Raw genomic sequence first — 23,804 nt, 5'->3', positions numbered from 1 at the left:
CCGTAGCTCCATCCTGCTCTATGGAGACGAGGGGGCGAACTCAAGCGCGACGTTGCCTGCTGCGATGAACGCAGCGCATATCGGGCTTAGCGCATCACCGCGCGATAGCTCAGTCGTCCGGCCCGACCGGGCTGCACCGCTTCGGGCAGTCGCCAGCGTATATGGGTCACATCCTCCGCCACCGCCCGGCGTACCCCGCCCAGCGGTGTTGGCAACCATAATTGATCGAGCCGTCCCCAATGGCCGCCGCCATCGACCGACACCTGCATATGGGGGTCGCTGATGTCCGGGAGTATGCCGGGGGGCACCGCGCGGGTGACGGCGAAGTCGCGAACCGGCTGGGCGCCGTCATTGCGCCAATGGACGATCACGATCAGCGTGTCGCCGGGGCCGACCCTTTCGGCGCTCGCCAATGTCCGGCGCGGGCGGCCGTTAATGTCGGTCGATACGCGCTCTACGAACGTCTGCGTGCCAAGTCGCATCGCCGGCTGCGCGACGGCAGGCTGCGTAGCCGTCAGGCTCGCCGCCAGAGCCAGCGACGTCGGGGCCGAGGCCCAAAGCGTCCGCGTCATTGTCTTCCCCGTTTTTGCGTCCCCTGCGCCCGTCCTTAGCGAAGCTGCGCAAATATTTGGTTAAGCCGGTCTTTTTCCTGACCGGCTGCCGCTATGACACCCTTTGTAAATTGACGCTGCACCGCAGGCGGCGCACATCGGATAGGAACGAAAAGGGAATCGATCGCGCGTGACCATGAATGAGCAGCAAGAGGTCAACCGGCGCCGCGACCGGCTGCTCGCATCGATCGCGCTGACGTCGGGCATCGGCCTGATGCTGGCGCTGCCCTTCGCCTTGCGCGCGGGGGCGGAGTTTTTCCTGCCGCTGACCGCCGCGCTGGTGATCGCCATTGCGCTGGTGCCTTTGCTGGAGTGGATGGAACGGCGCGGGCTGCCTTCAGGGCTGGCGGCGCTGATCGCGATGATCGGCTTTCTGGTCGTCGCCAACACCGCGCTGGTGCTGATCGTGGTGCCTGCGACCGACTGGTTCCGCATCCTGCCCCAACGCCTGCCGCAGATTCAGGCGAACCTGGCCCCATTAATCGACTTTTACGCCAATCTTCAGCGCTTCGTGGACGAAACCGTGCGGATGATCGCGACCGGCCCGGTCGCGGCGGCGCAAACGGCGGCGGTCGATGCGCCGCGCTCGCTGCTCCAGTTCGCCGCCACATCGGCCCCGTCGGCGATCATCCAGATGGTGTTCGCGCTGCTCATCATCTATTTCTTTCTGGCTGGTTGGACCCGGCTGCGGCGGCGCACGATCAACAGCCGCGGCAGTTTCGACGGCGCCATGGCGGTGGCGCGGGTGATCCAGAATATGGTCGACGCGACGTCGGCCTATGTCATCACCATAGCGACCATCAACCTGTGTCTGGGCGGCGCTGTCGCCTTCGCACTATGGCTGATCGGGATGCCGTCTCCGCTGATGTGGGGCGGTATCGTCGCGCTATTGAACTTCATTCCCTATTTCGGGCCGATGCTGGCCGCGGTGCTGCTGGGGCTGGGCGGCCTTATGGTGTTCGACGACGTCTATGTCGCGTTGCTGCCGGCGGGCTTGCAGGTGGGCTTCCATCTGGTGGAGGCCAATGTCGTGACGCCGATGCTGCTGGGCCGGCGGCTGACGATGAACCCGCTGCTGATTCTCGTCTCGCTGGCCTTTTGGGGCTGGGTGTGGGGCACGCCCGGCGCATTGCTCGGCGTGCCGCTGCTCATCATCATCCAGACCGTCGTGCAGGCGGCGGGAACGCCCGATATCGCCGGTTTCCTGTTCGAGCAGGGGACGTTGACCGTGGCCCCGCGCAAAGAAAATGACGAGAAAGAGGAAAGTCCCGTTGCGGACGGTTGACAGCATCGCAGGACGCTCATAGACGGCGCTTCCACACCAAACGCGGGTGTAGCTCAGTTGGTTAGAGTGCCGGCCTGTCACGCCGGAGGTCGCGGGTTCGAGCCCCGTCACTCGCGCCACTTTCCCTGACAGGAAGGTGGAAATGGTGTTCCAGGCCGTATCGTCTGGTGATCTGAAGGGTCACGAAAAGATGCCACCCTGCGCGGGTGTAGCTCAGTTGGTTAGAGTGCCGGCCTGTCACGCCGGAGGTCGCGGGTTCGAGCCCCGTCACTCGCGCCACTCTCCTTGACCGGAGAGTGATTTCTCCCAGATTTGCATCATCTGGCGGCTTTCGGGCCGATAAGGATGCAGCGCCTTACGCGGGTGTAGCTCAGTTGGTTAGAGTGCCGGCCTGTCACGCCGGAGGTCGCGGGTTCGAGCCCCGTCACTCGCGCCACCGCTCAATATTATTGTTTTACGCGATTTCCGAGTCATCAGATGATGCCATCTGATTAGAAATCGCTCAGGACAAGCGGTGGGAAGAAGGTTCAGCGCCAGTGCCCGGTTTCCATCCAGGCAAGCAGTCGCCGAAGCGGCAGCACCCAGATCCACACGATCCCCAGCACGACATAGATGGGCGCCTGCGCCCACATCGGCAACGCGCCGATCAGGCCAGACAGGCTGCCCACCATGACGGCCCAGAGCGCGATCAGTCCGACGATCGCGAACATGCCCACCGGCTTGCGCCAGCTCGGCTGGTGGTAATGGCGCGGATCGATGCTCACAATTCCGGTCCTTCGATCAGTTCGACTTCGGTCATGATGATGTCGAGCGGCAAATCCCAGGGATCGGCGGGCACGGCGTCGATCTCCTGCGCGGACCAGGCGATGCCGACGCGCAGCGCATCAGGAAAACGGGCGAAGGCGCGGTCATAATAGCCGCCGCCCTGGCCAAGACGATTCATCGCCCGGTCGAATCCGACCAGCGGCGCGATGATGACGTCGGGCGTCACTGGTCCGACGCCCGGTTCGGGATGGCTGGTGCGGAACAGACCGGGGACCAATTGATCTTCCGGCTGCCAGGCCAGGAAATCCATGCTGCCCAACCGATCGAGCACGCGCGGCAGCGCCACGGTCTTGCCCAGCGCCTGCAACTGCGCCGCCATGCGTTGGGCCGGCGCCTCGTCATCCACCGCCATATAGAGCGCGACGACCTGCGCATCGGCGATCCGGCGCGCGAGCGGTGAGGGAACCGCCTTGAACGCCAGTCGATGCGCCAGCGGATCGAGCGTAGCGACGAAATTGGATCGCCTCTGCCGCGCAATGCCGCGCAGGCTGGTCTTGTCGGAAAGTTCGCCGTTCATCGAACGCCTGCCAAATTCAAGTTTGTGCTCCCGCGCAGGCGGGAGTACAGCCCCGCGGTTTGAACTGGGCTCCCGCCTGCGCGGGAGCACGCCGCTCTATGATGAAAAGGGTGACGGGACCACCTTGGCCGTGTGCTGGAATATCCTCTGACGCCTCAACGTCAGGTGGGGACCATGTAGAACGGGCCTGAACCCGCCCAGGGACAGCCCCCTTGGATGTGATTATCGCCTCAGGGATGTTCGCTAAAGCTCGTACCAGGCAGAACCCGTCGCCGCCAATCTAGGCTTTCGCGGTCCGGGCGGCAAGTCGTTCGCGCAGCTTTTCTATACGGCCGGCCAGCGCCTCGATCGCACGGGCGCTCGCTTCGTCGTCGCCGTCCAGCGGCAGGCTCGTCTGCCGCCCTGCGACTTCGCGTTTCAGGTCGTTCAGTTCGTCCGCAAGGAACAGTGCGGCGAACAGCAAAGTGCGCACCTCCGTCAGGCCCGGCGTGCTCTGCTGCGCGACGCGGGCCTTGTCCTCGATCAGCGTCGCGAGATGGCCCAGATGCGCCTCTTCCCCGTCACGGCAGCGGATCGCATAATGGCGTCCGGCGATCACCAGCGTCGTTTCAGCCATGGGCATGCCCTTTCAGCGTAGCGATCAGGTCGTCGAGGGATCGCAGTGCGACGCGCGCGGCGCCCTGATCCAAAGCGGGGAAGGGGCTGGCCGGGGCGGCATCCGCCAAACCCGCCACATCCTGTTCAAGCCGGCTCACAGCACGCTCCAACGTGCCGATCGCCTGCATCATGCGGTCGCTTGCCATCATCCATGCATAGCGAAAGTCGGGGCCATGCAAAAGCAGTCTTTCTGGCCGATTACAGCGGGCTTCTCATGATTCGTGCCGCCGCTGCGGTTGACGCATGGGGCTTGACGCGACAAAGGGGGCGCGATCTCGACTCGCCTGCACGTTCGCGGGCGCCGTCCTTATGCTTGCTTCAGAAAGACGCCTGTTCGCCATGACCGTTTCCGACAAGTCGCTCGCCAACGCCATTCGGGCGCTGTCCATGGACGCCGTGCAGGCCGCCAATAGCGGTCATCCGGGGATGCCGATGGGCATGGCGGATGTGGCGACGGTGCTGTTCGGCGACTTTTTGAAATTCGATCCGACCCAGCCCAAATGGGCCGACCGCGACCGCTTCGTCCTGTCTGCGGGCCATGGCTCGATGCTGATCTATTCATTGTTGCACCTCACCGGCTATGCGCGTCCGACGATGGAGGACATCGCCAGCTTCCGCCAACTGCACAGCCCCTGCGCCGGCCATCCTGAGAATTTCGAGCTGGCGGGCGTCGAAGCGACGACCGGTCCGCTGGGGTCGGGCCTGGCCACCGCCGTCGGCATGGCGATTGCCGAACGCCATCTGAACGCCCAGTTCGGCGACGATCTGGTCGATCACCGCACCTGGGTGATCGCGGGCGACGGCTGTCTGATGGAAGGCGTCAACCATGAGGCGATCGGCTTGGCTGGTCACCTGAACCTGGGCCGCCTGATCGTCCTGTGGGACGACAACAAGATCACCATCGACGGCGCCGTCGATCTGTCGAGCAGCGAGGATGTGCTGGCGCGTTACGCCGCCACCGGCTGGCATGTCGTGTCATGCGACGGCCATGACGTCGCCGACGTACGCCGCGCGCTGGCCGAAGCGGTCGCCGACAGCCGCCCATCGATCGTCGCGTGCGCCACCAAGATCGGCTATGGCGCGCCGAACAAGGCCGGCACTTCGGGCGTGCACGGCTCGGCGCTCGGCACCGACGAAGTCGCTGCCGCCCGTGAGTTCCTCGACTGGACTGCCGAACCCTTCGTCATCCCGGCCGACATCGCCGACGCCTGGAAGGCGATTGGCGCCAAGGGCCGAGATGTTCGCGCTGCGTGGGAAGGCCGCCTTGCAAGTGATGAGAAGGCTGCGGAATTCACCCGCCGCATGGCTGGTGACCTGCCCGCCGACTTCTCGCTCGAAGCCTATATCGACACGCTGATCGCCAATCCACAGAAGGTCGCGACCCGCAAGGCGAGCGAACTGGCGCTGGGCGCCATCAATGATCTCTTGCCCGAAACGCTGGGCGGCTCGGCCGATCTTACCGGCTCCAACAACACAAAGACCAAATCGACCGGTCCGCTGACGAAGGACGATTATAGCGGCCGTTACGTCTATTATGGCATCCGCGAATTCGGCATGGCCTGCGCGATGAACGGCATGGCGCTGCATGGCGGCGTGATCCCCTATGGCGGCACGTTCCTGGTCTTTTCCGACTATATGCGTGGCGGCATCCGCCTGGCTGCGCTCCAGCAGCAGCGCGTCATCCATGTTCTGACCCATGACAGCATCGGCCTTGGCGAAGATGGGCCGACCCATCAGCCGATCGAGCATGTCATGTCGATGCGGATGATCCCGAACCTGGACGTCTATCGCCCGGCCGACATCGTCGAGACGGCGGAATGTTGGGAACTGGCATTGAAGGATGCGACCGGCCCGTCGGTGCTGGCGCTGACCCGCCAGAACCTGCCGCAGTTGCGCACCGAAAAATCCGAAAATTTGTCGGCCAGGGGCGGTTATCGCCTGCGCTCCGCTGGCGCCGAGCGCAAGGTTGTACTGATCGCCACGGGTTCCGAGGTCGAGATTGCCGTCGATACCGCCAAGATGCTGGAAGAACAGGGCATTGGCGCGGACGTCGTGTCGATGCCCAGCTGGGCGCATTTCGAGGCGCAGCCCAAATCCTACAAGGACGACCTGTTGCCGCATCATGTGCTGCGCGTGTCGATCGAGGCGGGAACGACCTTTGGCTGGGAACGCCATACCGGCATTGCGGGCCTGCGCTTTGGCATCGACAGCTTCGGCGCGTCGGCCCCGGCGGAAGCGCTCTACGATCATTTCGGCCTGACCGCCGCAAAGATCGCACCACAGATCGTGGCCGCGCTCAATAATAATTAACCGAACAACAACACCTTAAGGAGGCTAGTGCAGTGGCAACGAAGGTAGCAATTAACGGTTTCGGACGTATCGGCCGCCTGGTGGCGCGCGCCATCCTCTCGCGCACCGACCATGACCTTGAACTGGTCAGCATCAACGACCTGGGCGACGTCAAGTCCAACGCCCTGCTGTTCAAGCGCGACTCCGTGCATGGCAACTGGAAGGGTGACGTCAGCGTCGACGGCGATTTCCTGGTCGTGGACGGCAAGAAGATCAAGGTGACCGCAGAGCGCGATCCGGCCAACCTGCCGCATGCCGCCTTGGGCGTCGAAATCGCGCTGGAATGCACCGGCATCTTCACCACAAAGGACAAGGCGAGCGCGCATCTGACCGCCGGCGCCAAGCGGGTCATCATTTCCGCGCCCGGCACCAATGTCGACCGCACCGTCGTGTTCGGCGTCAACCATGACGCGCTGACCGCCGACGATATCGTCATTTCCAACGCCAGCTGCACCACCAACTGTCTGGCTCCGCTCGCCAAGGTGCTGAACGATGCGATCGGCATCGAAAGCGGCTTCATGACGACCATCCACAGCTACACCAACGACCAGAATACGCTGGACCAGTTGCACAGCGATATGCGCCGCGCCCGCGCGGCCGCCCTCTCGCAGATCCCGACCTCCACCGGCGCCGCCCGCGCGGTGGGTGAGGTTCTCCCCGAACTGAAGGGCAAGCTGGACGGGTCTTCGATTCGCGTGCCCACGCCCAACGTGTCGGTCGTTGACCTGAAGTTCATTCCGAGCCGCCCGACCACCAAGGACGAGGTCAACGCCTTGCTCAAGGCGGCGTCGGAAGACGGTCCGCTCAAAGGCGTGCTGGGCTATTCGGACGAGCCTTTGGTGTCGATCGACTATAATGGCGATCCGCGCAGTTCGACCGTCGACAGCCTGGAGACCGCCGTGGTCGACGGCAAGCTGGTCCGCGTCCTGAGCTGGTATGACAATGAATGGGGCTTCTCCAACCGCATGATCGACACCACCGGCGTGGTGGCGAGCTTCCTGTAAGGGACATTGGGGGACAGGGCGACCTGTCCCCCTTTTCATTGGAAAAGCAGCAGGGAAAAGACATGACAAAGCCGTTCAAGACACTCGACGATATGGGCGACATCACGGGCAAGGCCGTGCTGGTGCGCGAAGATCTGAACGTGCCGATGCAGGACGGATCGGTCAGCGACGATACCCGGCTGCGCGCGGCGATGCCGACCGTTCTGGAACTGGCCGATCGCGGCGCGAAGGTGCTGATCCTCGCCCATTTCGGTCGCCCCAAGGGTCAGAAGAACCCCGAATTCTCCCTGTCGAAGATCACACGCCCGCTGAGTCAGGTTCTGGGCCGCGAGGTGCAGTTCATCCCGGATTGCCAGGGTGAAGCCGCGGTCCACGGCATCGCTGTGATGCGCCCCGGAGACATTGCGATCCTGGAAAACACCCGCTTCCATGCCGGCGAGGAAAAGAACGATCCGGCGTTGATCGAGGCAATGGCGGCGATTGCCGACCTGTATGTGAACGACGCCTTTTCCGCCGCGCATCGCGCCCATGCCTCGACCGAGGGGCTGGCGCACAAGCTGCCCGCCTTTGCCGGTCGGTCGATGGAAAAGGAATTGGACGCCTTGCAGGCCGCGCTCGGCACGCCGGTCAAGCCCGTTGCCGCCGTGGTCGGTGGCGCTAAAGTGTCGACCAAGCTCGACGTGCTCAATAATCTGGTGAAACAGGTCGATCACCTCATCATCGGCGGCGGCATGGCCAACACCTTCCTCCACGCCCGCGGCGTCGATGTCGGCAAGTCGCTGTGCGAGAAGGATCTGAGCGATACGGCCGAAGCGATTTTCGAGGCCGCCGAAGCCGCCGGTTGCACCATTCATCTGCCCTATGACGTGGTGGTGGCGAAGGAATTTGCTGCCAACCCGGCGTCCCTGCGCACCTGCAACGTCCATGAGGTCGCGGCGGACGAGATGATCCTGGACGTCGGCCCCGCCGCCGTCGAGGCGCTGGGCGATGCCCTCAAAAACTGCCGCACCCTGGTCTGGAACGGTCCGCTCGGCGCGTTCGAGATCGCGCCTTTCGACGCGGCGACCGTGGCGTTGGCCCGAACGGCGGCGGCGCTAACCAAGGAAGGCCAATTGACGTCGGTGGCCGGCGGTGGCGATACCGTCGCCGCGCTCAACCATGCGGGCGCAGCGGGCGACTTCACCTTCGTCTCGACCGCTGGCGGTGCTTTCCTGGAATGGATGGAAGGCAAGGAATTGCCCGGCGTCAAGGCGCTGACGACCTGATCCTGTAGCGGCCGGGGGTCAGCGCGCGATGCTGGCGCCCCGGTCGAACAGCAGGAAGGCCAGGGTTGCGACCCCGCCAATGGCCGCACCGGCCAGCGCGCTGGCGGTCCAGCCGCCCGCCTCATAGGTGACCGATCCGATCACCGACCCCAATCCCCACCAGGAACATGACGGTCACATAGGCCGCATTGATGCGCCCGCGCGCATGGGGATCGAGCGAGAAGATCAGCTTCTGCCCCGTGATCTGGCTCATCTGCACCGCGCCGTCGATCAGCACCGCCATGATGGTGAAGCCGATCAGGCTACCCGCCGCCACTGTCCAGTCGGCGAGCAGGAAACCGGCCGTCAGTCCGATCATGCCGATGAGCGAGGCGGGGCGGGTCAGGCGGCGATCGGCCATCCATCCCGCGATCGGCGCGGCCAGCGCGCCGCCCGCGCCAGCCAGCGCAAAAGCGCCAATGCCGGCATGGCCGAGGTGAAATTCATGGATCAGCGCCAGCGGCGCGGCGGTCCAGAACAGGTTGAACGCCGCGAACATGGCGGCCTGATAAAAAGCGCGCATCCGCACGACGCGATGCTTGACCAGTTGATCGAAGGTCGACGCCAGCACGTCGCGATACCGCATCCCGCCCTTGGGCTTGCGTTGTGGACAGGCGGCGAGCAGCGCCACGCCCACCATGGCCATTACGACTGCAGAGACGATGAAGGTGGCGCGCCAGCCGACCGACCCAGCCAGGAAATTGGCGATCGGGCGCGATAGCATGATGCCGAACAACAGTCCGCTCATCACCGTGCCGACCACGCGGCCCTGCTTTTCCGAGGCGGCCAGGTGCGAGGCGAGGGGAACCAACACCTGCGCGCCGGTGGCGCCGACGCCAGTCAGGACGGAGGCGACGAGGAAGCTGGTCGGACCGTTGGACAGGGCGATGGCGATGCAACCGAACATGGTGGCCGCAATCGAGGTCAGTACGATCCGCCGATTTTCGAATAGATCCGCCAGCGGCACGATCAGGAACAGGCCTGCGCCATAGCCTAGCTGGGTCAGCGTGGTTATCAGCCCTGCGACGCTGGGAGAAAGGCCGATTTCCGGCCCGATCACATCGATCAGCGTCTGAGCATAATAAAGGTTGGCGACGATGACTCCGCAGGCGACCGCCATCAGGAGGATCATGACGGGGGAAATGTCGACGGGGCTTTCGGCGGCGGTGCTGGTCATGCCTGCCCTATGGGTCGCAAGACGCAACCTTTCAACCCGCCGATCATGATTCATTATGGGGTTTTCCGCCGCGCGGGCGGGAGAGACACTCCCCGGAAGAAGCATGGCCGCCGCCATTCTGCCTGTGCGTCCGATCGTCATCACGAAACGAGTACCGCCCGGTCCCAGCGTCCTCGATAGCATCGGCGTGCGGAAACGCAGCTATAACAGGCTCTTCGCGTGGCGTTTACGGGCGATGCGCCTTGCGGTGCGGCATGGGACTGGCTACCAGCCGGAATACCGGCGATAACAACAGAAAGTCGCACCCGGCCGGCAGATGGTGGAGCGTCTGTCGTTAATCTATTTTCGTGCCGCCAGGGGGCGGCGCCCAAGGGAAGGTATGTGCAGATGCTGGATCAGGATATGAAGCAGAAGATCGCTACGGGTGAGGGCTTTATCGCCGCGCTCGACCAGAGCGGCGGATCGACGCCCAAGGCGCTCAAGGGCTATGGCGTGGAGGAAGACGCCTGGTCCAGCGAAGAGGAAATGTTCGGCCTGATCCACGCCATGCGCAGCCGCGTCATCACCTCTCCCGCCTTCACTGGCGACAAGGTGCTGGGCGCGATCCTGTTCGAGCGCACCATGGACGGCACCGTCGACGGCAAGCCGACCCCGCAGGCGTTGCTGGAGCGTGGCGTAGTGCCCTTCATCAAGATCGACAAGGGTCTGGAGGATGAGGCGAACGGCGTGCAGTTGATGAAGCCCAATCCCGATCTCGACATCCTGCTGCACCGGTCGAAGGCGCTGGGCGTGTTCGGCACCAAGGAACGCTCGGTCGTGAACCTCGCCAACCGCGAAGGTATCGCCGCCGTGGTCGCGCAGCAGTTCGAAGTCGGCCAGCAGGTTCTCGCCGCCGGTCTGATGCCGATCATCGAGCCGGAAGTGAACATCAAGTCGCCCGAACGCGCGGAAGCCGACCAGATATTGCTGGAGGAAATCCTCAAGAATCTCGATGCCTTGCCCGATGGCGTTCAGGTGATGTTGAAACTGTCGCTGCCCGCCAAGGCCGGCCTGTTCGACCCGCTGGTCGATCACCCCGCCGTGCTGCGCGTCGTGGCGCTGTCGGGTGGCTTCGCCCGTCCCGAAGCCTGTGTCGAACTGGCCAAGAATCGCGGCATCATCGCCAGCTTCAGCCGCGCGCTGCTCAACGATCTGCGTCACCAGATGAGCGATGACGAGTTCAACGCGTCGCTGGGCGAAGCGATTGACGAAATCCACGGCGCCTCGACCGCCAAGCGGCCGGTCGCGGCCTGAATTTGTGAAGGCCGGGCGGCGCATGTCCGCCCGGCCATTTCATTGATAGTCCAGAGCTTGTCGAGCTGTGTCGTGAGCGCCTTCCCTTGCAGGCAGTCGAAGGGGGCTTCGGCAGGTTCAGCCCGAACGGATGAAAGGCTGGACATTGCATTCCAGCATAGCGCCCTTGGCCTCGCCTCCTGAATGGCTATAAAGCGCCCATGACCGATTTCACCGATGAAGAGCTGGCGCTCGACCCACATTTCGCCGACCAGTTCGAACTGGGCTTCCGCCCCGCCTGCCAGCTTTACCTGATCTCCCCGCCGGCCATCGACGACGGCTTCCTCGATCAACTCGCCGCCGCGTTCGACGGCGGCAGCGTCGCGGCGTTTCAATTGCGGCTCAAGGGGATCGACGATCACGCCATCGCCGCGCTCGCCCCGCCGATCCAGGCGCTGTGCGCGGAGCGGGATGTCGCCTTCATCGTCAATGACAGCATCGGCCTCGCCAAGCGCCTCGGCGCAGACGGCGTCCATTTGGGGCAGGAGGATGGCGACCCGCGCGACGCACGCGAACAATTGGGGCCGAAGGTGCAGATCGGCGTGACCTGCCATGACAGCCGCCATCTGGCGATGGAAGCGGGCGAGGCGGGGGCCGACTATGTCGCGTTCGGCGCATTCTACCCTACCACTACCAAGGAAACGCTCCACCGCGCCGAGCCGTCGATCCTGGGATGGTGGACGACCCTGTTCGAACTGCCGTGCGTCGCGATCGGCGGCGTGACCGCGGAGAATGCCGCACCTTTGGTCGCCGCGGGCGCGGACTTTCTGGCGGTCAGCAGCGCGGTGTGGAACCACCCGGACGGTCCGAAGGCGGGCGTCGCCGCCTTTGCGCAAGTGCTGGCCAGCAAGCCGCCGCCGCCACGTTAAGCGGGGCGGTTTCGGCTGATCGCAGCTTTCCGCCTCTTCGCGCGTTCTCTCTTCGTCTGATCGGAGAGAATCGCCTTGAAAAACCATCTGTTGCTCGTCGCCCTGCTATGCAGCGCCTGCAATGTCAGCGTTACCGACGCCAATAGCAGCGCGCCTGCCGGCAATGCCGTCCAGCCCGCCAACGCGGCCAATGCCGCCGCTGCGGTCACGAGCGACGCCTACGCCTTCCAGGTCGTGCAGGAACAAAATCCCCAACAACCCAATCGCTTTCTCATGGCGCAGGTCGCGCTCGATCGCTGGGGTTTCTCGCCCGGCGTGCTCGACGGCAAAGATGGCATGAGCTTCAAGGCGGCGTTGCGCGGTTTCCAGGAGGCGCATGACCTGCCCATCACCGGCAGTTTCGATCAGAAGACCAGCGCCGCCCTGCTGGAAGGGGAATCGCGACCGACGACCTATCTGGTGAAAATTCCAGACGATTTCGCGCGTGGCCCCTTTTTCGACGTCCCGCGCGGCGACCTCAATGAGCAGGCGAAGCTTCCCGCGCTTACCTATCGCAATCTGCTGGAAAAAGTCGCCGAACGCTTCCACACCACGCCCGAAGCGTTGATCGCGCTCAATCCGCCCAATACGAAGGTCGGGGCGGGTACGACCATCCGCGTACCTGCGATCGACAATCAGCCGGTCGCTATGATCGAGGGTGATGAGCGTGGTTGGGGCGAAACGCTCGCCAGTCTTGGCGTGGCCAAGGATCAGCCGCAGGCCGATCATCTGGTGGTCGACAAGTCCGAAGGGCTGCTCAAGGTCTATAACGCGGAAAACCGCCTGATCGCGCAATTTCCGGTGACGACGGGATCGCAGCATGACCCGTTGCCGCTGGGCGAATGGACGATCAAGGGGGTGAGCCGCAATCCCGATTTCCATTATAATCCCAAACTTTTCTGGGACGCCTCTTCAAAGGATGAGAAGGCGGTGCTGAAACCCGGCCCCAACGGCCCGGTCGGCGTGGTGTGGATCGACCTGTCGAAGGATCATTATGGCATCCACGGCACGCCCGAACCGCAGACGATCGGGCGTACCGAAAGCCATGGCTGCATCCGCCTGACCAACTGGGACGCGGCGCGTCTGGCCCAGATGGTCAAGAGCGGGATCAAGGCCAAGTTCCAGGCATGAGGCGGCCGCGACTGTGGGGCAGCATCGCTGTGGCGCTGCTGTTCTGCGTTGCTTTCGCGCATTTCTGCGTTCGGATCGTGCCAGCGGACGGGCCGTCCGTGATCGCGCCTGTGCCCCGCGCCGCCAGGTCTGCGGACGCTGGCCCGTTGCTGATTCCCGTCGAGGGCGTGCCGGCGTCGGCCCTGGCCGACACCTTCACCCAGGCCCGCGCCCATGGCGCGCGGCCGCATGATGCGATCGACATCATGGCGGCGCGGGGCAGGGCGGTGCTGGCCGCAGCCGACGGCAGAGTCGAAAAAATCTTCTGGAGCCACGACGGCGGCCGCACCCTTTACCAGCGCTCGGCTGACGGGCGACTGCTCTATTATTACGCCCATCTCGACGGCTATGCGCCGGGCCTGCGCGAAGGGCAGGGGCTGCGCCGCGGCCAGCGCATCGCGATGGTGGGCAGCACGGGCAACGCCGATCCGAGCGCGCCGCATCTCCATTTCGCGGTCCATGCGATGACGCCCGGCGAACCCTGGTATGGCGGGCGCGCGATCAATCCCTATCCGCTGCTGGCGCGCCGCTGACCTGTCCTACAGACCGCCGAAATGCTATGACGGGCGTCTGCGCTCTTTCCCATCGTCGGGTTTCTCCACGACTTGCCCCTGAAAAATTCGCCATGCGTCATATGCGAGAAGTTCCGGAACTTCCGGCCCCTTGCCCTTCGCCCCGTCCCGCTGTAAAGGCGCGCCCAGCCTCCAAGAGGCCGGCTCTTTTCCACCTTCAGACATATAGGCAGGCTCTTCCCATGGCGAAGATCAGCGGCGTGGACATTCGTCCCGGCAATAATATCGAATATGAGGGCGGCCTGTGGCGCGCCGTCAAGATCCAGCACACCCAGCCCGGCAAGGGCGGCGCCTATATGCAGGTCGAACTCAAGAACCTGATCGACGGCCGCAAGAACAATGTCCGTTTCCGCTCCGCGGAGAGCGTCGAGCGCATCCGCCTCGACACCAAGGATTTCCAGTATCTCTATGCCGAAGGCGACATGCTCGTTTTCATGGACAATGAGAATTACGAGCAGATCAACCTGCCCGCCGAACTACTCGGCGAAGCGGCCGACTTCCTGCAGGACGGCATGGAAGTGACGCTGGAAATGTACGAAGATCGTCCGATTTCGGTCCAGTTGCCCGACACGATCGAAGCGACCGTGGTCGAAGCCGACGCCGTGGTGAAGGGGCAGACCGCCTCCGCCAGCTACAAGCCCGCGATCCTCGACAATGGCGTGCGCGTCATGGTCCCGCCGCACATCGTCAGCGGCACCCGCATCGTCGTGGACGTCTATGCCCGCGAATATGTGAAGCGCGCCGACTGATGCCTATGGACCGCAGCACGGCATGGGCCGCTCGGTTGGCGCTTGGCCTCGCGATCGCCGTCATGCCGGCCGCGGTCCCCACCCAGGCTATGGCGCAGGCGCAAGCCGCGCCGACCAAGGCGCAACTCGACAGCGCGGCTTATGTGCTGCGCATCGTCACAAGCGCGCTCCAGTCGAACGAGGTCGAAGCGCCGGTCAAGAGTGCGCTGTTCGACTGCCTCTATTCCAATGCGGTCTCCAAGGTCAGCGAGGCGACGGACAAGGTCATCGCCGCCAATGCCGGCAAGGTCGACCGGAAAGACCCGTCGCAGATGCTGGCCGTGATCGCCGGCGTATGCGGCTATCGCCCCGCCGCCCCGGCCGCCAGGCCCGCCCCGAAGAAATAATCCAGCAGGCCGTCCCACCGGGGACGGCGGAGACATAATATGGTATCGCACTCCGGCCTTCTCACCGTCATGGAACGCGCCGCGCGCAAGGCGGGATCGAAGTTGCGCCGCGATTTCGGCGAAGTCGAACATCTTCAGGTGTCCCGCAAGGGCCCGGCGGACTTCGTGTCCAAGGCCGATCAGCAGGCGGAAAAGACGCTGGTCGAGGAATTGCAGAAGGCGCGCCCCGACTGGGGCTTCCTGCTGGAAGAAGGCGGCGTGATCGAGGGCGATCCGACCAAGCCGCGCTGGATCATCGATCCGTTGGACGGCACCACCAACTTCCTGCACGGCATCCCGCATTTCGCCATCTCGATCGCGGTCGAAGAACCGCAATATGGCAGCGGCAAGCGCGAGATCACGACTGGCCTGATCTACCAGCCGGTCACTGACGAGAGCTATTGGGCGGAAAAGAGCCGCGGCGCCTGGCGCCACGACCAGCGCCTGCGAGTCTCGGCCCGCCGCGACCTGGCCGACTGCGTCATTGCCACCGGCATTCCTTTCATGGGCCATGGCGACATGGCGCAATGGACCCGCATCTACGGTGCGGTCGCGCCTTCGGTCGCGGGCATCCGCCGCTTCGGCGCGGCCTCGCTCGATCTCGCCCATGTCGCATCGGGCCGCTATGACGGCTATTGGGAAAGCGGCCTGCAGCCCTGGGATGTCGCCGCCGGCCTGCTGCTGGTGCGCGAAGCGGGCGGTTTCGCGAGCGATTTTCGCGGCGGCGACCAGTCGATCGAGCGCAAGGAAGTGATCGCCGGCAATGATGCGATCCACAGCAAATTGCACAAGCTGGTGGCTGGCGCGCTGCGCTAAAGCCCCGCTGGGCCAAGCGCTTCAAGCGCTTGGCCTTTTTGCGATTCATTCTCAGGGCGTTGGCCCCTTGCTTCGCATATGCAGCAGGCCTAAAGCGCCCCCAACAACCTTTTCGCCCAGGGGAATCCGTTGGTCGATCTTGCCCAATATCTGCCGATCCTGATCTTTCTTGGGGTCGCGTTGCTGCTTTCCGGCGCCTTCGTCTTCCTGCCGATGCTGGTGGGCCGGCTGACCGGCGCACATAAGCCCGAACCGGCCAAGCTTTCCGAATATGAATGCGGCTTCCCCGCGTTCGAGGAGCCGCGCAGCCAGTTTGACGTGCGCTTCTATCTGGTCGCCATTCTCTTCATCATCTTCGATCTTGAAGCGGCGTTCCTGTTTCCGTGGGCGGTGAGCCTCGACCAGATCGGCTGGGCCGGCTGGGCGACCATGATGATTTTCATAGCGGAGCTGGTGCTCGGCCTCGTCTATGCGTGGAAGAAGGGAGCACTCGATTGGGAGTAGAACTCTACAACCCGGCGCCTGGCACCTTGCCGCCGCAGGGCACGCAGCCCGACCAGGATTTCTTCAATTCGCTCAACAGCGAAGTGAATGACAAGGGTTTCCTGGTCACCTCGACCGAAGATCTCTTCACATGGGCGCGCACCGGTTCGCTGTGGTGGATGACATTCGGCCTAGCCTGCTGCGCGGTCGAGATGATCCACGTCAACATGCCGCGCTACGACATGGAGCGTTTTGGCGTGGCGCCACGCGCGTCCCCGCGCCAGTCGGACGTGATGATCGTCGCGGGCACGCTGTGCAACAAGATGGCTCCGGCGTTGCGCAAGGTTTACGACCAGATGTCCAATCCGAAATATGTGATTTCAATGGGCAGCTGCGCGAACGGCGGCGGCTATTATCATTACAGCTATTCGGTAGTGCGTGGCTGCGACCGGATCGTGCCGGTCGACATCTATGTGCCGGGTTGCCCGCCGACCGCCGAAGCCTTGCTGTATGGCGTGATGCAGTTGCAGCGGAAAATCCGCCGTATCGGGACGATTGAGCGCTAATATGGGACATTCCGCACCCAAGATCGCGACCATCGACGGGATCGCCGAGGAAATCGGCGTCCTGCTGGGATCGATGCTGATCGAAACTGTCGATCATGCCGACGAACTGACCTTCATCGTCGAGCGCGACGAGTTGGTGAACGCCATGGTCGCGCTGCGCGACATGGCGCAATATCAGCAACTGATGGAAATCGCCGGCGTAGACTATCCCGATCGTCCGGAGCGGTTCGAGGTCGCCTATCATTTGCTAAGCGTCACGCGGAACCATCGTATCCGCGTAAAGGTATCAACCGACGAAGACAGGCCGGTGCCCACCGTCACGCATCTCTGGCCGGTCGCCGGCTGGTTGGAGCGCGAAGTGTTCGACATGTATGGCGTCGTGTTCGACGGCAATACCGATCTGCGCCGCATCTTGACCGACTATGGCTTCAAGGGGCATCCGCAGCGTAAGGACTTCCCGCTGACCGGCTATGTCGAACTGCGCTATTCCGAAGAGGATAAACGAGTCGTCTATGAGCCTGTGAAACTGGCGCAGGACTTCCGCAGCTTCGACTTCATGAGCCCATGGGAAGGCGCGCAATATGTGCTGCCGGGCGACGAAAAGGCCGTAGCGCCGGCTGCGCCTGATGCCGCGCCGACGCCGAAGGTGACCGAGAAGAAGGCCGATACCGGCGCTGGCGAGGCTGCCAATCAGGCGGCAAAAGCGAAGTCCGACGACGCGCCGACTAAGCCCGCTGCCACGGCCGACGAAGGTAAAGGCGCCGCCAAGCCGGAGGACAAAGCCTGATGGCCGACTATCTCGACGAACTGGAACATCGCACGGACGCGGCAGATCCGTCTTATGGCGATACGGAAATCCAGAACTACACGATCAATTTCGGCCCGCAGCATCCTGCGGCGCATGGCGTGCTCCGTCTGGTCATGGAACTGGACGGAGAAATCGTCGAGCGTTGCGACCCGCATGTCGGTCTGCTGCACCGCGGCACCGAAAAGCTGATCGAATATAAAACCTATATGCAGGCGCTGCCCTATTTCGACCGGCTGGACTATTGTTCGCCGCTCGGCATGGAGCATAGCTATGTTCTGGCGGTCGAGAAGCTGCTGAACCTGGAAGTGCCGCTGCGCGCGCAATATTTGCGCGTGTTCTTCGCGGAACTGACCCGCATCTGCAATCATATGCTGAACCTGGGCAGCCATGTGATGGATGTTGGCGCGATGACGCCGAACCTGTGGCTGTTCGAAATCCGCGAGGATTGCCTTAACTTTTTCGAGCGCGCGTCGGGCGCGCGGATGCACAGCGCCTATTTTCGTCCGGGGGGCGTGCATCAGGACGTGCCCTTGAAGTTGCTGACGGACATCGCCGACTGGCTCGACGGTCGTCTGCCGCGCCTGTTCGAGGATGCGATCAGCCTGGTGGCCGACAACCGCATCTTCAAGCAGCGCAATGTCGACATCGCGATCGTATCCAAAGAAGACGCGCTGAAATGGGGCTTTTCCGGTCCCATGATTCGTGGCTCCGGTATTCCCTGGGATATCCGCAAGTCGCAGCCTTATGACGTGTACGACCGGATGGAATTCGACGTGCCTGTTGGCACGCAGTTCGACTGCTATGACCGGTTCATGGTCCGCGTCGAGGAAGTCCGCCAGTCTGCGCGCATTATGAAACAGTGTCTGAACGAAATGCCCGAAGGGCCGATCGCCAGCTTCGACCGCAAGGTGGTGCCGCCCAAGCGCGGTGAGATGAAGCGATCGATGGAAGCGCTGATCCATCATTTCAAGCTCTATACCGAGGGTTTCCACGTCCCCGCAGGCGAGGTCTATGTGGCGACCGAAAGCCCCAAGGGGGAATTCGGCGTCTACCTGGTCGCCGACGGGTCCAACAAGCCCTACCGTTGCAAGATCCGCCCGACCGCTTTCTCGCACCTGCAAGCTATGGACTTCATGATGAAGGGCCACATGCTCGCCGATACAACCGCTGTACTGGGCGCGATGGACATCGTGTTCGGAGAATGTGACCGATAATGGCTGACGCAGTTCATATCCCCGATGAAGCGGAAACCCGCGCGCGCTGGGGCGCGTTCGAGTGGACCGCCGAAAATGCCGAGCAGGCCAAGACTGTCATCGCCCGTTATCCCGCCGGTCGTCAGCAGTCGGCGGTGATGCCGCTGCTCGACCTGGCACAGCGTCAGGTCGCTGCGGAAACGCAAACCAATGGCTGGCTGCCTGTGCCGGTGATGGAATATATCGGGCGTCAGCTCGATATGCCGTATATGCGCGTCTATGAGGTCGCGACCTTCTACACTATGTACAACCTCGCGCCGGTCGGTCGCTATCATGTGCAGGTGTGCGGCACGACGCCCTGCATGTTGCGCGGGTCGGACGATGTCTTTTCGGCGTGCAAGAACAAGGGCCTGGTCAAGGGGGGCACGACCCCCGATGGCTTGTTCACCCTGACCGAAGTCGAATGTCTTGGCGCCTGCGCCAACGCGCCGATGGTCCAGATCAACGACGATAATTATGAAGACCTGACCTATGACAGCATGAGCGCGATCCTGGAGACGCTGGCCTCTGGCGGCCAGCCCAAGATCGGCCCGCAGATCGACCGTCAGACCAGCGCGCCCGAAGGCGGCCCGACGACGCTTAAAGAGATGGTCACCGACAATCACGACTATCGGGGTGACTGGGCGTGAGCGCATTGATCGCCATCATCCTCGGCATCATCGTGTTCGTGATCGCGCTCAAGATCATCGGCGCGGTGCTGGGCCTGGTCATCGGGCTGACGCTGGCTGTGTTCGCCTATTTCGTGGCTGAAAAACTGATCGGAAAGGGCCGGTAATGGCCGACGACACCGCACCTCCCGCGCCGCCTCCCTTTGTGGGGCCACTGTCCGACAAGGACCGCATTTTCACCAACGTCCATGGCTTCCAGGATTGGGGCATCGACGCGGCGATCAAACGCGGCGATTGGGACAATACCAAGAAGCTGATGGAAATCGGCCAGGACGCGATCATCGACATCATCAAGGCGTCGAACCTGCGCGGCCGTGGCGGCGCCGGCTTCCCGACCGGCATGAAGTGGAGCTTCATGCCCAAGGAAAGCAAGGATGGCCGTCCCAGCTTCCTGGTCATTAACGCCGACGAATCCGAGCCGGGGTCGTGCAAGGACCGCGAAATCATCCGCCACGATCCGCACAAGCTGATCGAAGGCGCGCTGATCGCCGGTTTCGCGATGCGGGCGCGGGCCGCCTATATCTACATCCGTGGCGAATTTATCTATGAGGCGAAGGTGCTCTTCGCCGCCGTGGAGCAGGCCTATGCCAAGGGCTTTATCGGCAAGAATGCCTGCGGGTCGGGCTATGATTTCGACGTCTTTGTCCATCGCGGCGCGGGCGCCTATATCTGCGGCGAGGAAACCGCGCAGATCGAAAGCATCGAGGGCAAGAAGGGCCAGCCCCGCCTGAAGCCGCCTTTCCCGGCGGGCGCGGGCCTTTACGGTTGTCCGACCACGGTGAACAATGTCGAGAGCATCGCGGTCAGCCCGACGATTCTGCGCCGCGGCGCGGCATGGTTCAACAGCTTCGGGCGCGAAGGCAATCGCGGCACCAAGCTGTTCCAGATCAGCGGCCATGTGAACAAACCGTGCGTGGTCGAGGAAAGCATGTCGATCCCGTTCCGCGAACTGATCGACCGCCACTGCGGCGGCATCCGGGGTGGGTGGGACAATCTGCTGGCGGTGATCCCCGGTGGCTCGTCGGTCCCCCTGGTCCCGGCGCGCGAAATCATGGACGCGCCGATGGATTTCGACGGGTTGAAGGCGCTGGGTTCCGGCCTTGGCACCGCAGCGGTCATCGTGATGGACAAGTCCACCGACATTGTTCGCGCCATTTCGCGGCTGTCCTATTTCTACAAGCATGAGTCCTGTGGCCAATGCACGCCATGCCGCGAAGGCACTGGCTGGATGTGGCGGGTGATGGAGCGGCTGCGCACCGGCGACGCCGACCTGTCCGAAATCGACATGCTGCACCAGGTGACCAAGCAGGTCGAAGGCCACACCATCTGCGCGCTGGGCGACGCGGCGGCATGGCCGATCCAGGGACTCATCAAGCATTTCCGCCCGGAAATCGAGCGCCGCATCAATGAAAACAAGGATAGCGCCCCCGTCATGGAGGCAGCGGAGTGATACTGCGGTTCGCTCTTCTAATATCCGCCGCTTTTGTTGCGGCGCCGCCGGCATTGGCGCAGGAAACGGGGACATTGATCCGTCATCGTGTGGCGCAAATGCCGGGTCGAGGCCCCGCGGCCGCGCGAGTGACCATGGAGGGATTTGCGGCTTGCGTCGTTGATCGTTCGCAAGGACGCACGCGTAAATTCATTGATCTGCCCGTCGGTTCGCCAGAATATAAATCTTTGCTAAAAAGCATGTTCGATCCTTCGGACGAGTGCATGGCGGATGGTCAATTGGAGCTTTCGGAAAACTTGCTGCGAGGAGGAATTTTCGTAGCGCTTTTCAAGCATGACTATAAGTCCAAGGCCATTGACTCATTCCCGGATGATTTGAATAGCGGTTATCTCCAATTATATGGCGATACTGTTCCAAGTGCGGCATATTCAGTGGTGGCGCTGGAACAATTTGGTGAATGTGTGGCGCGCGCCAATCCAGCGCTTTCACGGTCGCTGGTGCTATCTTATCCAGCTTCTCGTCAGGAAAATGAAACCGTTCAGGCGTTGATGCCGAAATTCAGCGCGTGCATCCCCGATGGCGAGAAAATCGAACTGTCGAAGGCGACGGTGAAGGGCGCCGTCGCTGAAGGATTGCTTCGTTTGACCCGCGCCGTGACTAAGAGCGAATTTGCTCGGACCGAGGTGCAAAAATGAACCAGATCCGCCTTAATTTCGCCCCAAGCCACGCCGAGAGGGTCGGTGGTCATAAACGGGCGGCCAAGTCGCTCATCGCTTCCAAAAAGGGCAGCGCGAATGCCTAAAGTCAAAGTTGACGGCGTAGAACTCGAAGTCCCGGCGGGTGCGACGGTTCTGCAAGCGTGCGAGATGGCGGGGAAGGAAATTCCGCGCTTCTGCTATCATGAACGCCTGTCCATCGCGGGCAATTGCCGCATGTGCCTGGTCGAAGTGAAGCCCGGACCGCCCAAGCCGCAGGCATCCTGCGCGTTGCCCGCTGCCGAGGGGCAGGAAATCCGCACCGACAGCGAAATGGTCAAGAAGGCGCGCGAAGGGGTGATGGAGTTCCTCCTCATCAACCATCCGCTCGATTGCCCGATTTGCGATCAGGGCGGCGAATGCGATTTGCAGGACCAGTCGGTCGCCTATGGCCGCGGCGCGTCGCGCTATGACGAGAATAAGCGTGCCGTCACCGAGAAATATATGGGTCCGATCGTCAAGACGGTCATGACCCGCTGCATCCAGTGCACCCGCTGCGTGCGCTTTGCCGAGGAAGTGGCGGGCGTGCCGGAAATCGGCGCGATCGGTCGCGGCGAAAATATGCAGATCACCACCTATCTCGAACATGCCGCCAAGAGCGAATTGTCGGGCAATGTGGTCGACCTGTGCCCCGTCGGCGCGCTGACTGCCAAGCCCTATGCGTTCGAAGCGCGTCCTTGGGAATTGAAGAAGACCCATGCGATCGACGTGATGGACGCGCTGGGCACCAATATCCGGCTCGACAGCCGGGGCCGTCAGGTGCTGCGCGCCGTGCCGCGCATCAATGACGACGTGAACGAGGAATGGGCGTCGGACAAGACTCGGCACAATGTCGATGGTCTGGTCCGCAAGCGGCTCGACAAACCCTATGTCCGCAAGGACGGCAAGCTGGTTTCGGCGACCTGGGCGGAAGCCTTCGCCGCCGTCGCAGCGGTCCAGCATGGCGGTAGCGTCGCGGCGATCGCCGGTGACCTGCTCGATTGCGAGACGATGTTCGCCGGCAAGGCGCTGGTCGAAAAGCTTGGCGGCACGATGCTGGAAGGCCGTCAGACCGGCCTGTCCTATGACGTTTCGAGCCTGTCTTCGGTGGTGTTCAATACGCCGCTGGCCGATCTGGAAACCGTCGATGTCATCCTGCTGGTCGGCACCAATTTGCGCTGGGAAGCGCCTTTGGTGAACACGCGGCTGCGCAAGGCGATAAAGAAGGGCGCGAAGGTCTTTTCCATCGGGCCTGAGTTCGACCTGACCTACAAGGTCGAATGGCTGGGCAATGATGCATCGCTGCTCGCCAAGCTGCCGGAAGCGGTGGTCGAGGCGTTCAGCAAGGCCGCGCGGCCCGCAATGATCGTGGGCGGCGGCGTACTGGCCAAGGACGGCGCGCATGGCGACACGCTGGCGCTGGTCGAGACGCTGGGCCTCATCAAGGACGGCTGGAACGGCTATAACGTCCTGCATTTTGCGGCGGCACGTATGGGCGGGCTGATGCTGGGTTATGCGACGCAGGGCGGCATCAAGGCGGTGGCGGCCGCCGCGCCCAAGCTGCTCCTTTCGCTCGGCGCGGACGAGGTGGATTATGCCGCCTTCCCCGACAGCTTCAAAGTCTATGTCGGTCATCATGGCGACAAGGGCGCCCATGCGGCGGACGTCATCCTGCCGGGCGCAAGCTATGCCGAAAAGGCTGGCACTTACGTCAATCTGGAAGGCCGGGTTCAGTTCGGTGAAAAGGCCGTGTTCGCGCCGGGCGACGCCCGCGAGGACTGGTCGATCCTGCGTGCGCTGTCCGAAGCGCTGGGCGCCAAGCTGCCGTTCGACAGCTTCGACGCTCTGCGCGCCGCAATGGTCAAGGCGGTTCCGGCGCTGGGCGTCGAGGGGCTGGCCGATTATGGCTGGTCCATTCCCTCGCTGCCGACTGGCGCGACTGGCGAACTGGCTTCGCCGATCAAGGATTTCTACCTGACCAACGCCATTTGCCGCGCCAGTCCGACGATGCAGATATGCTCGGCCGAACTGATCCATGGGGTGGAATTTGCGGAGGCGGCAGAATGATGCAGCGCATCCGTGTTCCCGCGCAGGCGGGAACCCAGTCCCGACGTCTGAACTGGATTCCCGCTTTCGCGGGA

The 23,804-nt window shown here is 63.1% G+C and carries 27 protein-coding genes and 3 tRNA genes; 23 read left to right on the top strand and 7 right to left on the bottom strand.

Annotation, left to right across the window (positions count from 1 at the left end; all coding sequences use genetic code 11):
• Positions 1-86 precede the first annotated feature (86 nt).
• Complete coding sequence (locus EWH12_RS07620; RefSeq protein ID WP_066602311.1) at positions 87-572, bottom strand: hypothetical protein; 486 nt, start codon at positions 570-572, stop codon at positions 87-89.
• Positions 573-741: 169 nt separating this feature from the next.
• Here EWH12_RS07620 and EWH12_RS07615 point away from each other — a divergent pair, with 169 nt between their 5' ends.
• From EWH12_RS07615 to EWH12_RS07600, 4 genes are all read left to right on the top strand, one after another.
• Positions 742-1,896: an AI-2E family transporter gene (locus EWH12_RS07615; RefSeq protein WP_066602308.1), complete on the top strand. Its 1,155-nt coding sequence runs from the start codon at positions 742-744 to the stop codon at positions 1,894-1,896.
• A gap of 42 nt (positions 1,897-1,938) precedes the next feature.
• Positions 1,939-2,015: transfer RNA gene (locus tag EWH12_RS07610), tRNA-Asp, on the top strand.
• An 83-nt stretch (positions 2,016-2,098) separates the two neighbouring features.
• Positions 2,099-2,175, top strand: a tRNA-Asp gene (locus EWH12_RS07605).
• An 80-nt stretch (positions 2,176-2,255) separates the two neighbouring features.
• Positions 2,256-2,332, top strand: a tRNA-Asp gene (locus EWH12_RS07600).
• A gap of 91 nt (positions 2,333-2,423) precedes the next feature.
• Here the strand turns inward: EWH12_RS07600 and EWH12_RS07595 are convergent.
• The 4 genes from EWH12_RS07595 to EWH12_RS07580 form a co-directional block, all read right to left on the bottom strand.
• Complete coding sequence (locus tag EWH12_RS07595; RefSeq protein ID WP_129926196.1) at positions 2,424-2,660, bottom strand: DUF2842 domain-containing protein; 237 nt, start codon at positions 2,658-2,660, stop codon at positions 2,424-2,426.
• Positions 2,657-3,238, bottom strand: coding sequence for a 5-formyltetrahydrofolate cyclo-ligase (locus tag EWH12_RS07590; RefSeq protein WP_066602302.1), 582 nt, complete (start codon positions 3,236-3,238; stop codon positions 2,657-2,659). Before EWH12_RS07590 ends, EWH12_RS07595 begins: the two co-directional genes overlap by 4 nt.
• A 280-nt stretch (positions 3,239-3,518) precedes the next feature.
• Positions 3,519-3,854, bottom strand: coding sequence for a cell division protein ZapA (locus EWH12_RS07585; RefSeq protein WP_066605304.1), 336 nt, complete (start codon positions 3,852-3,854; stop codon positions 3,519-3,521).
• Complete coding sequence (locus EWH12_RS07580; RefSeq protein ID WP_066605308.1) at positions 3,847-4,026, bottom strand: hypothetical protein; 180 nt, start codon at positions 4,024-4,026, stop codon at positions 3,847-3,849. The genes EWH12_RS07585 and EWH12_RS07580 overlap by 8 nt, the downstream gene beginning before the upstream one ends.
• A 208-nt stretch (positions 4,027-4,234) precedes the next feature.
• Here EWH12_RS07580 and tkt point away from each other — a divergent pair, with 208 nt between their 5' ends.
• The 3 genes from tkt (at position 4,235) to EWH12_RS07565 (ending at position 8,513) form a co-directional block, all read left to right on the top strand.
• Positions 4,235-6,205: a transketolase gene (gene tkt, locus EWH12_RS07575; protein WP_129926195.1), complete on the top strand. Its 1,971-nt coding sequence runs from the start codon at positions 4,235-4,237 to the stop codon at positions 6,203-6,205.
• Positions 6,206-6,237: 32 nt separating this feature from the next.
• Positions 6,238-7,248, top strand: coding sequence for a type I glyceraldehyde-3-phosphate dehydrogenase (gene gap / locus EWH12_RS07570; protein WP_066602296.1), 1,011 nt, complete (start codon positions 6,238-6,240; stop codon positions 7,246-7,248).
• Between the two features lie 62 nt (positions 7,249-7,310).
• Entirely contained in the window at positions 7,311-8,513 is a 1,203-nt protein-coding gene (locus EWH12_RS07565) for a phosphoglycerate kinase (RefSeq protein WP_129926194.1), read from the top strand.
• An 18-nt stretch (positions 8,514-8,531) separates the two neighbouring features.
• Here EWH12_RS07565 and EWH12_RS22890 read toward each other — a convergent pair whose 3' ends face one another.
• Positions 8,532-8,657 carry a hypothetical protein gene (locus EWH12_RS22890; protein ID WP_277986015.1) on the bottom strand — a complete coding sequence of 42 codons (126 nt, stop codon included), beginning with the start codon at positions 8,655-8,657 and terminating at the stop codon, positions 8,532-8,534.
• Positions 8,635-9,729, bottom strand: a complete 1,095-nt coding sequence (locus tag EWH12_RS07560; RefSeq protein WP_242495976.1) for an MFS transporter — start codon at positions 9,727-9,729, stop codon at positions 8,635-8,637. The genes EWH12_RS22890 and EWH12_RS07560 overlap by 23 nt, the downstream gene beginning before the upstream one ends.
• A 387-nt stretch (positions 9,730-10,116) precedes the next feature.
• On the opposite strand from EWH12_RS07560, the gene EWH12_RS07555 reads away from it, so the two are divergent.
• From EWH12_RS07555 to nuoG, 16 genes are all read left to right on the top strand, one after another.
• Positions 10,117-11,022, top strand: coding sequence for a fructose bisphosphate aldolase (locus tag EWH12_RS07555; protein ID WP_129926219.1), 906 nt, complete (start codon positions 10,117-10,119; stop codon positions 11,020-11,022).
• 200 nt (positions 11,023-11,222) lie between these two features.
• The gene (gene thiE, locus EWH12_RS07550; protein ID WP_129926193.1) at positions 11,223-11,930 is read left to right on the top strand and encodes a thiamine phosphate synthase; all 708 of its coding nucleotides are present in this window, start codon (positions 11,223-11,225) and stop codon (positions 11,928-11,930) included.
• A 75-nt stretch (positions 11,931-12,005) separates the two neighbouring features.
• Positions 12,006-13,100, top strand: coding sequence for a L,D-transpeptidase family protein (locus EWH12_RS07545; protein ID WP_066602286.1), 1,095 nt, complete (start codon positions 12,006-12,008; stop codon positions 13,098-13,100).
• Positions 13,097-13,672: a M23 family metallopeptidase gene (locus EWH12_RS07540; RefSeq protein ID WP_129926192.1), complete on the top strand. Its 576-nt coding sequence runs from the start codon at positions 13,097-13,099 to the stop codon at positions 13,670-13,672. The genes EWH12_RS07545 and EWH12_RS07540 overlap by 4 nt, the downstream gene beginning before the upstream one ends.
• 221 nt (positions 13,673-13,893) lie before the next feature.
• A complete protein-coding gene (gene efp / locus EWH12_RS07535; protein ID WP_066602282.1) occupies positions 13,894-14,460 on the top strand; it encodes an elongation factor P in 567 nt (188 codons plus the stop codon).
• Complete coding sequence (locus tag EWH12_RS07530; protein ID WP_066602280.1) at positions 14,460-14,846, top strand: hypothetical protein; 387 nt, start codon at positions 14,460-14,462, stop codon at positions 14,844-14,846. Before efp ends, EWH12_RS07530 begins: the two co-directional genes overlap by 1 nt.
• A gap of 39 nt (positions 14,847-14,885) precedes the next feature.
• Positions 14,886-15,701 carry an inositol monophosphatase family protein gene (locus tag EWH12_RS07525; protein WP_066602277.1) on the top strand — a complete coding sequence of 272 codons (816 nt, stop codon included), beginning with the start codon at positions 14,886-14,888 and terminating at the stop codon, positions 15,699-15,701.
• 129 nt (positions 15,702-15,830) lie between these two features.
• On the top strand, positions 15,831-16,205 hold the full coding sequence (locus tag EWH12_RS07520; RefSeq protein WP_066602274.1) for an NADH-quinone oxidoreductase subunit A: 375 nt from the start codon (positions 15,831-15,833) through the stop codon (positions 16,203-16,205).
• Positions 16,196-16,750, top strand: coding sequence for a NuoB/complex I 20 kDa subunit family protein (locus EWH12_RS07515; RefSeq protein ID WP_066602268.1), 555 nt, complete (start codon positions 16,196-16,198; stop codon positions 16,748-16,750). Before EWH12_RS07520 ends, EWH12_RS07515 begins: the two co-directional genes overlap by 10 nt.
• A 1-nt stretch (position 16,751) precedes the next feature.
• Entirely contained in the window at positions 16,752-17,537 is a 786-nt protein-coding gene (locus EWH12_RS07510; RefSeq protein WP_129926191.1) for an NADH-quinone oxidoreductase subunit C, read from the top strand.
• Positions 17,537-18,772, top strand: coding sequence for an NADH-quinone oxidoreductase subunit D (locus EWH12_RS07505; RefSeq protein WP_066602262.1), 1,236 nt, complete (start codon positions 17,537-17,539; stop codon positions 18,770-18,772). Before EWH12_RS07510 ends, EWH12_RS07505 begins: the two co-directional genes overlap by 1 nt.
• Positions 18,772-19,440 (top strand): complex I 24 kDa subunit family protein, encoded by a 669-nt coding sequence (locus EWH12_RS07500; RefSeq protein ID WP_066602259.1) that lies wholly within the window; start codon positions 18,772-18,774, stop codon positions 19,438-19,440. Before EWH12_RS07505 ends, EWH12_RS07500 begins: the two co-directional genes overlap by 1 nt.
• Positions 19,437-19,586 (top strand): hypothetical protein, encoded by a 150-nt coding sequence (locus EWH12_RS22200; protein ID WP_165363581.1) that lies wholly within the window; start codon positions 19,437-19,439, stop codon positions 19,584-19,586. The genes EWH12_RS07500 and EWH12_RS22200 overlap by 4 nt, the downstream gene beginning before the upstream one ends.
• Positions 19,586-20,929, top strand: a complete 1,344-nt coding sequence (gene nuoF / locus EWH12_RS07495) for an NADH-quinone oxidoreductase subunit NuoF (RefSeq protein WP_129926190.1) — start codon at positions 19,586-19,588, stop codon at positions 20,927-20,929. Before EWH12_RS22200 ends, nuoF begins: the two co-directional genes overlap by 1 nt.
• Positions 20,926-21,624, top strand: coding sequence for a hypothetical protein (locus EWH12_RS07490; protein WP_207212374.1), 699 nt, complete (start codon positions 20,926-20,928; stop codon positions 21,622-21,624). The genes nuoF and EWH12_RS07490 overlap by 4 nt, the downstream gene beginning before the upstream one ends.
• A 99-nt stretch (positions 21,625-21,723) precedes the next feature.
• Positions 21,724-23,730 carry an NADH-quinone oxidoreductase subunit NuoG gene (nuoG, locus tag EWH12_RS07485; RefSeq protein ID WP_129926188.1) on the top strand — a complete coding sequence of 669 codons (2,007 nt, stop codon included), beginning with the start codon at positions 21,724-21,726 and terminating at the stop codon, positions 23,728-23,730.
• Positions 23,731-23,804: the final 74 nt, after the last annotated feature.

The organism is Sphingobium cupriresistens (assembly GCF_004152865.1).
Classification (GTDB): Bacteria; Pseudomonadota; Alphaproteobacteria; order Sphingomonadales; family Sphingomonadaceae; genus Sphingobium; species Sphingobium cupriresistens.
The sequence above is the reverse complement of the archived record's forward strand: the minus strand, read 5'-3'. Positions and strand labels throughout refer to the sequence as shown.

What these genes read in the sequence shown, in the direction of transcription:
- EWH12_RS07590 (WP_066602302.1), bottom strand. Translation starts at nt 3,238, where the DNA reads ATGAACGGCGAACTTTCCGACAAGACCAGCCTGCGCGGCATTGCGCGG.
- EWH12_RS07565 (WP_129926194.1), top strand. Translation starts at nt 7,311, where the DNA reads ATGACAAAGCCGTTCAAGACACTCGACGATATGGGCGACATCACGGGC.
- EWH12_RS07620 (WP_066602311.1), bottom strand. Translation starts at nt 572, where the DNA reads ATGACGCGGACGCTTTGGGCCTCGGCCCCGACGTCGCTGGCTCTGGCG.
- EWH12_RS07505 (WP_066602262.1), top strand. Translation starts at nt 17,537, where the DNA reads ATGGCCGACTATCTCGACGAACTGGAACATCGCACGGACGCGGCAGAT.
- EWH12_RS07555 (WP_129926219.1), top strand. Translation starts at nt 10,117, where the DNA reads ATGCTGGATCAGGATATGAAGCAGAAGATCGCTACGGGTGAGGGCTTT.
- efp (WP_066602282.1), top strand. Translation starts at nt 13,894, where the DNA reads ATGGCGAAGATCAGCGGCGTGGACATTCGTCCCGGCAATAATATCGAA.
- nuoG (WP_129926188.1), top strand. Translation starts at nt 21,724, where the DNA reads ATGCCTAAAGTCAAAGTTGACGGCGTAGAACTCGAAGTCCCGGCGGGT.
- EWH12_RS07580 (WP_066605308.1), bottom strand. Translation starts at nt 4,026, where the DNA reads ATGATGCAGGCGATCGGCACGTTGGAGCGTGCTGTGAGCCGGCTTGAA.
- tkt (WP_129926195.1), top strand. Translation starts at nt 4,235, where the DNA reads ATGACCGTTTCCGACAAGTCGCTCGCCAACGCCATTCGGGCGCTGTCC.
- EWH12_RS07510 (WP_129926191.1), top strand. Translation starts at nt 16,752, where the DNA reads ATGGGACATTCCGCACCCAAGATCGCGACCATCGACGGGATCGCCGAG.
- EWH12_RS07525 (WP_066602277.1), top strand. Translation starts at nt 14,886, where the DNA reads ATGGTATCGCACTCCGGCCTTCTCACCGTCATGGAACGCGCCGCGCGC.
- EWH12_RS07500 (WP_066602259.1), top strand. Translation starts at nt 18,772, where the DNA reads ATGGCTGACGCAGTTCATATCCCCGATGAAGCGGAAACCCGCGCGCGC.
- nuoF (WP_129926190.1), top strand. Translation starts at nt 19,586, where the DNA reads ATGGCCGACGACACCGCACCTCCCGCGCCGCCTCCCTTTGTGGGGCCA.
- EWH12_RS07540 (WP_129926192.1), top strand. Translation starts at nt 13,097, where the DNA reads ATGAGGCGGCCGCGACTGTGGGGCAGCATCGCTGTGGCGCTGCTGTTC.
- thiE (WP_129926193.1), top strand. Translation starts at nt 11,223, where the DNA reads ATGACCGATTTCACCGATGAAGAGCTGGCGCTCGACCCACATTTCGCC.
- EWH12_RS07560 (WP_242495976.1), bottom strand. Translation starts at nt 9,729, where the DNA reads ATGACCAGCACCGCCGCCGAAAGCCCCGTCGACATTTCCCCCGTCATG.
- EWH12_RS07530 (WP_066602280.1), top strand. Translation starts at nt 14,460, where the DNA reads ATGCCTATGGACCGCAGCACGGCATGGGCCGCTCGGTTGGCGCTTGGC.
- EWH12_RS07585 (WP_066605304.1), bottom strand. Translation starts at nt 3,854, where the DNA reads ATGGCTGAAACGACGCTGGTGATCGCCGGACGCCATTATGCGATCCGC.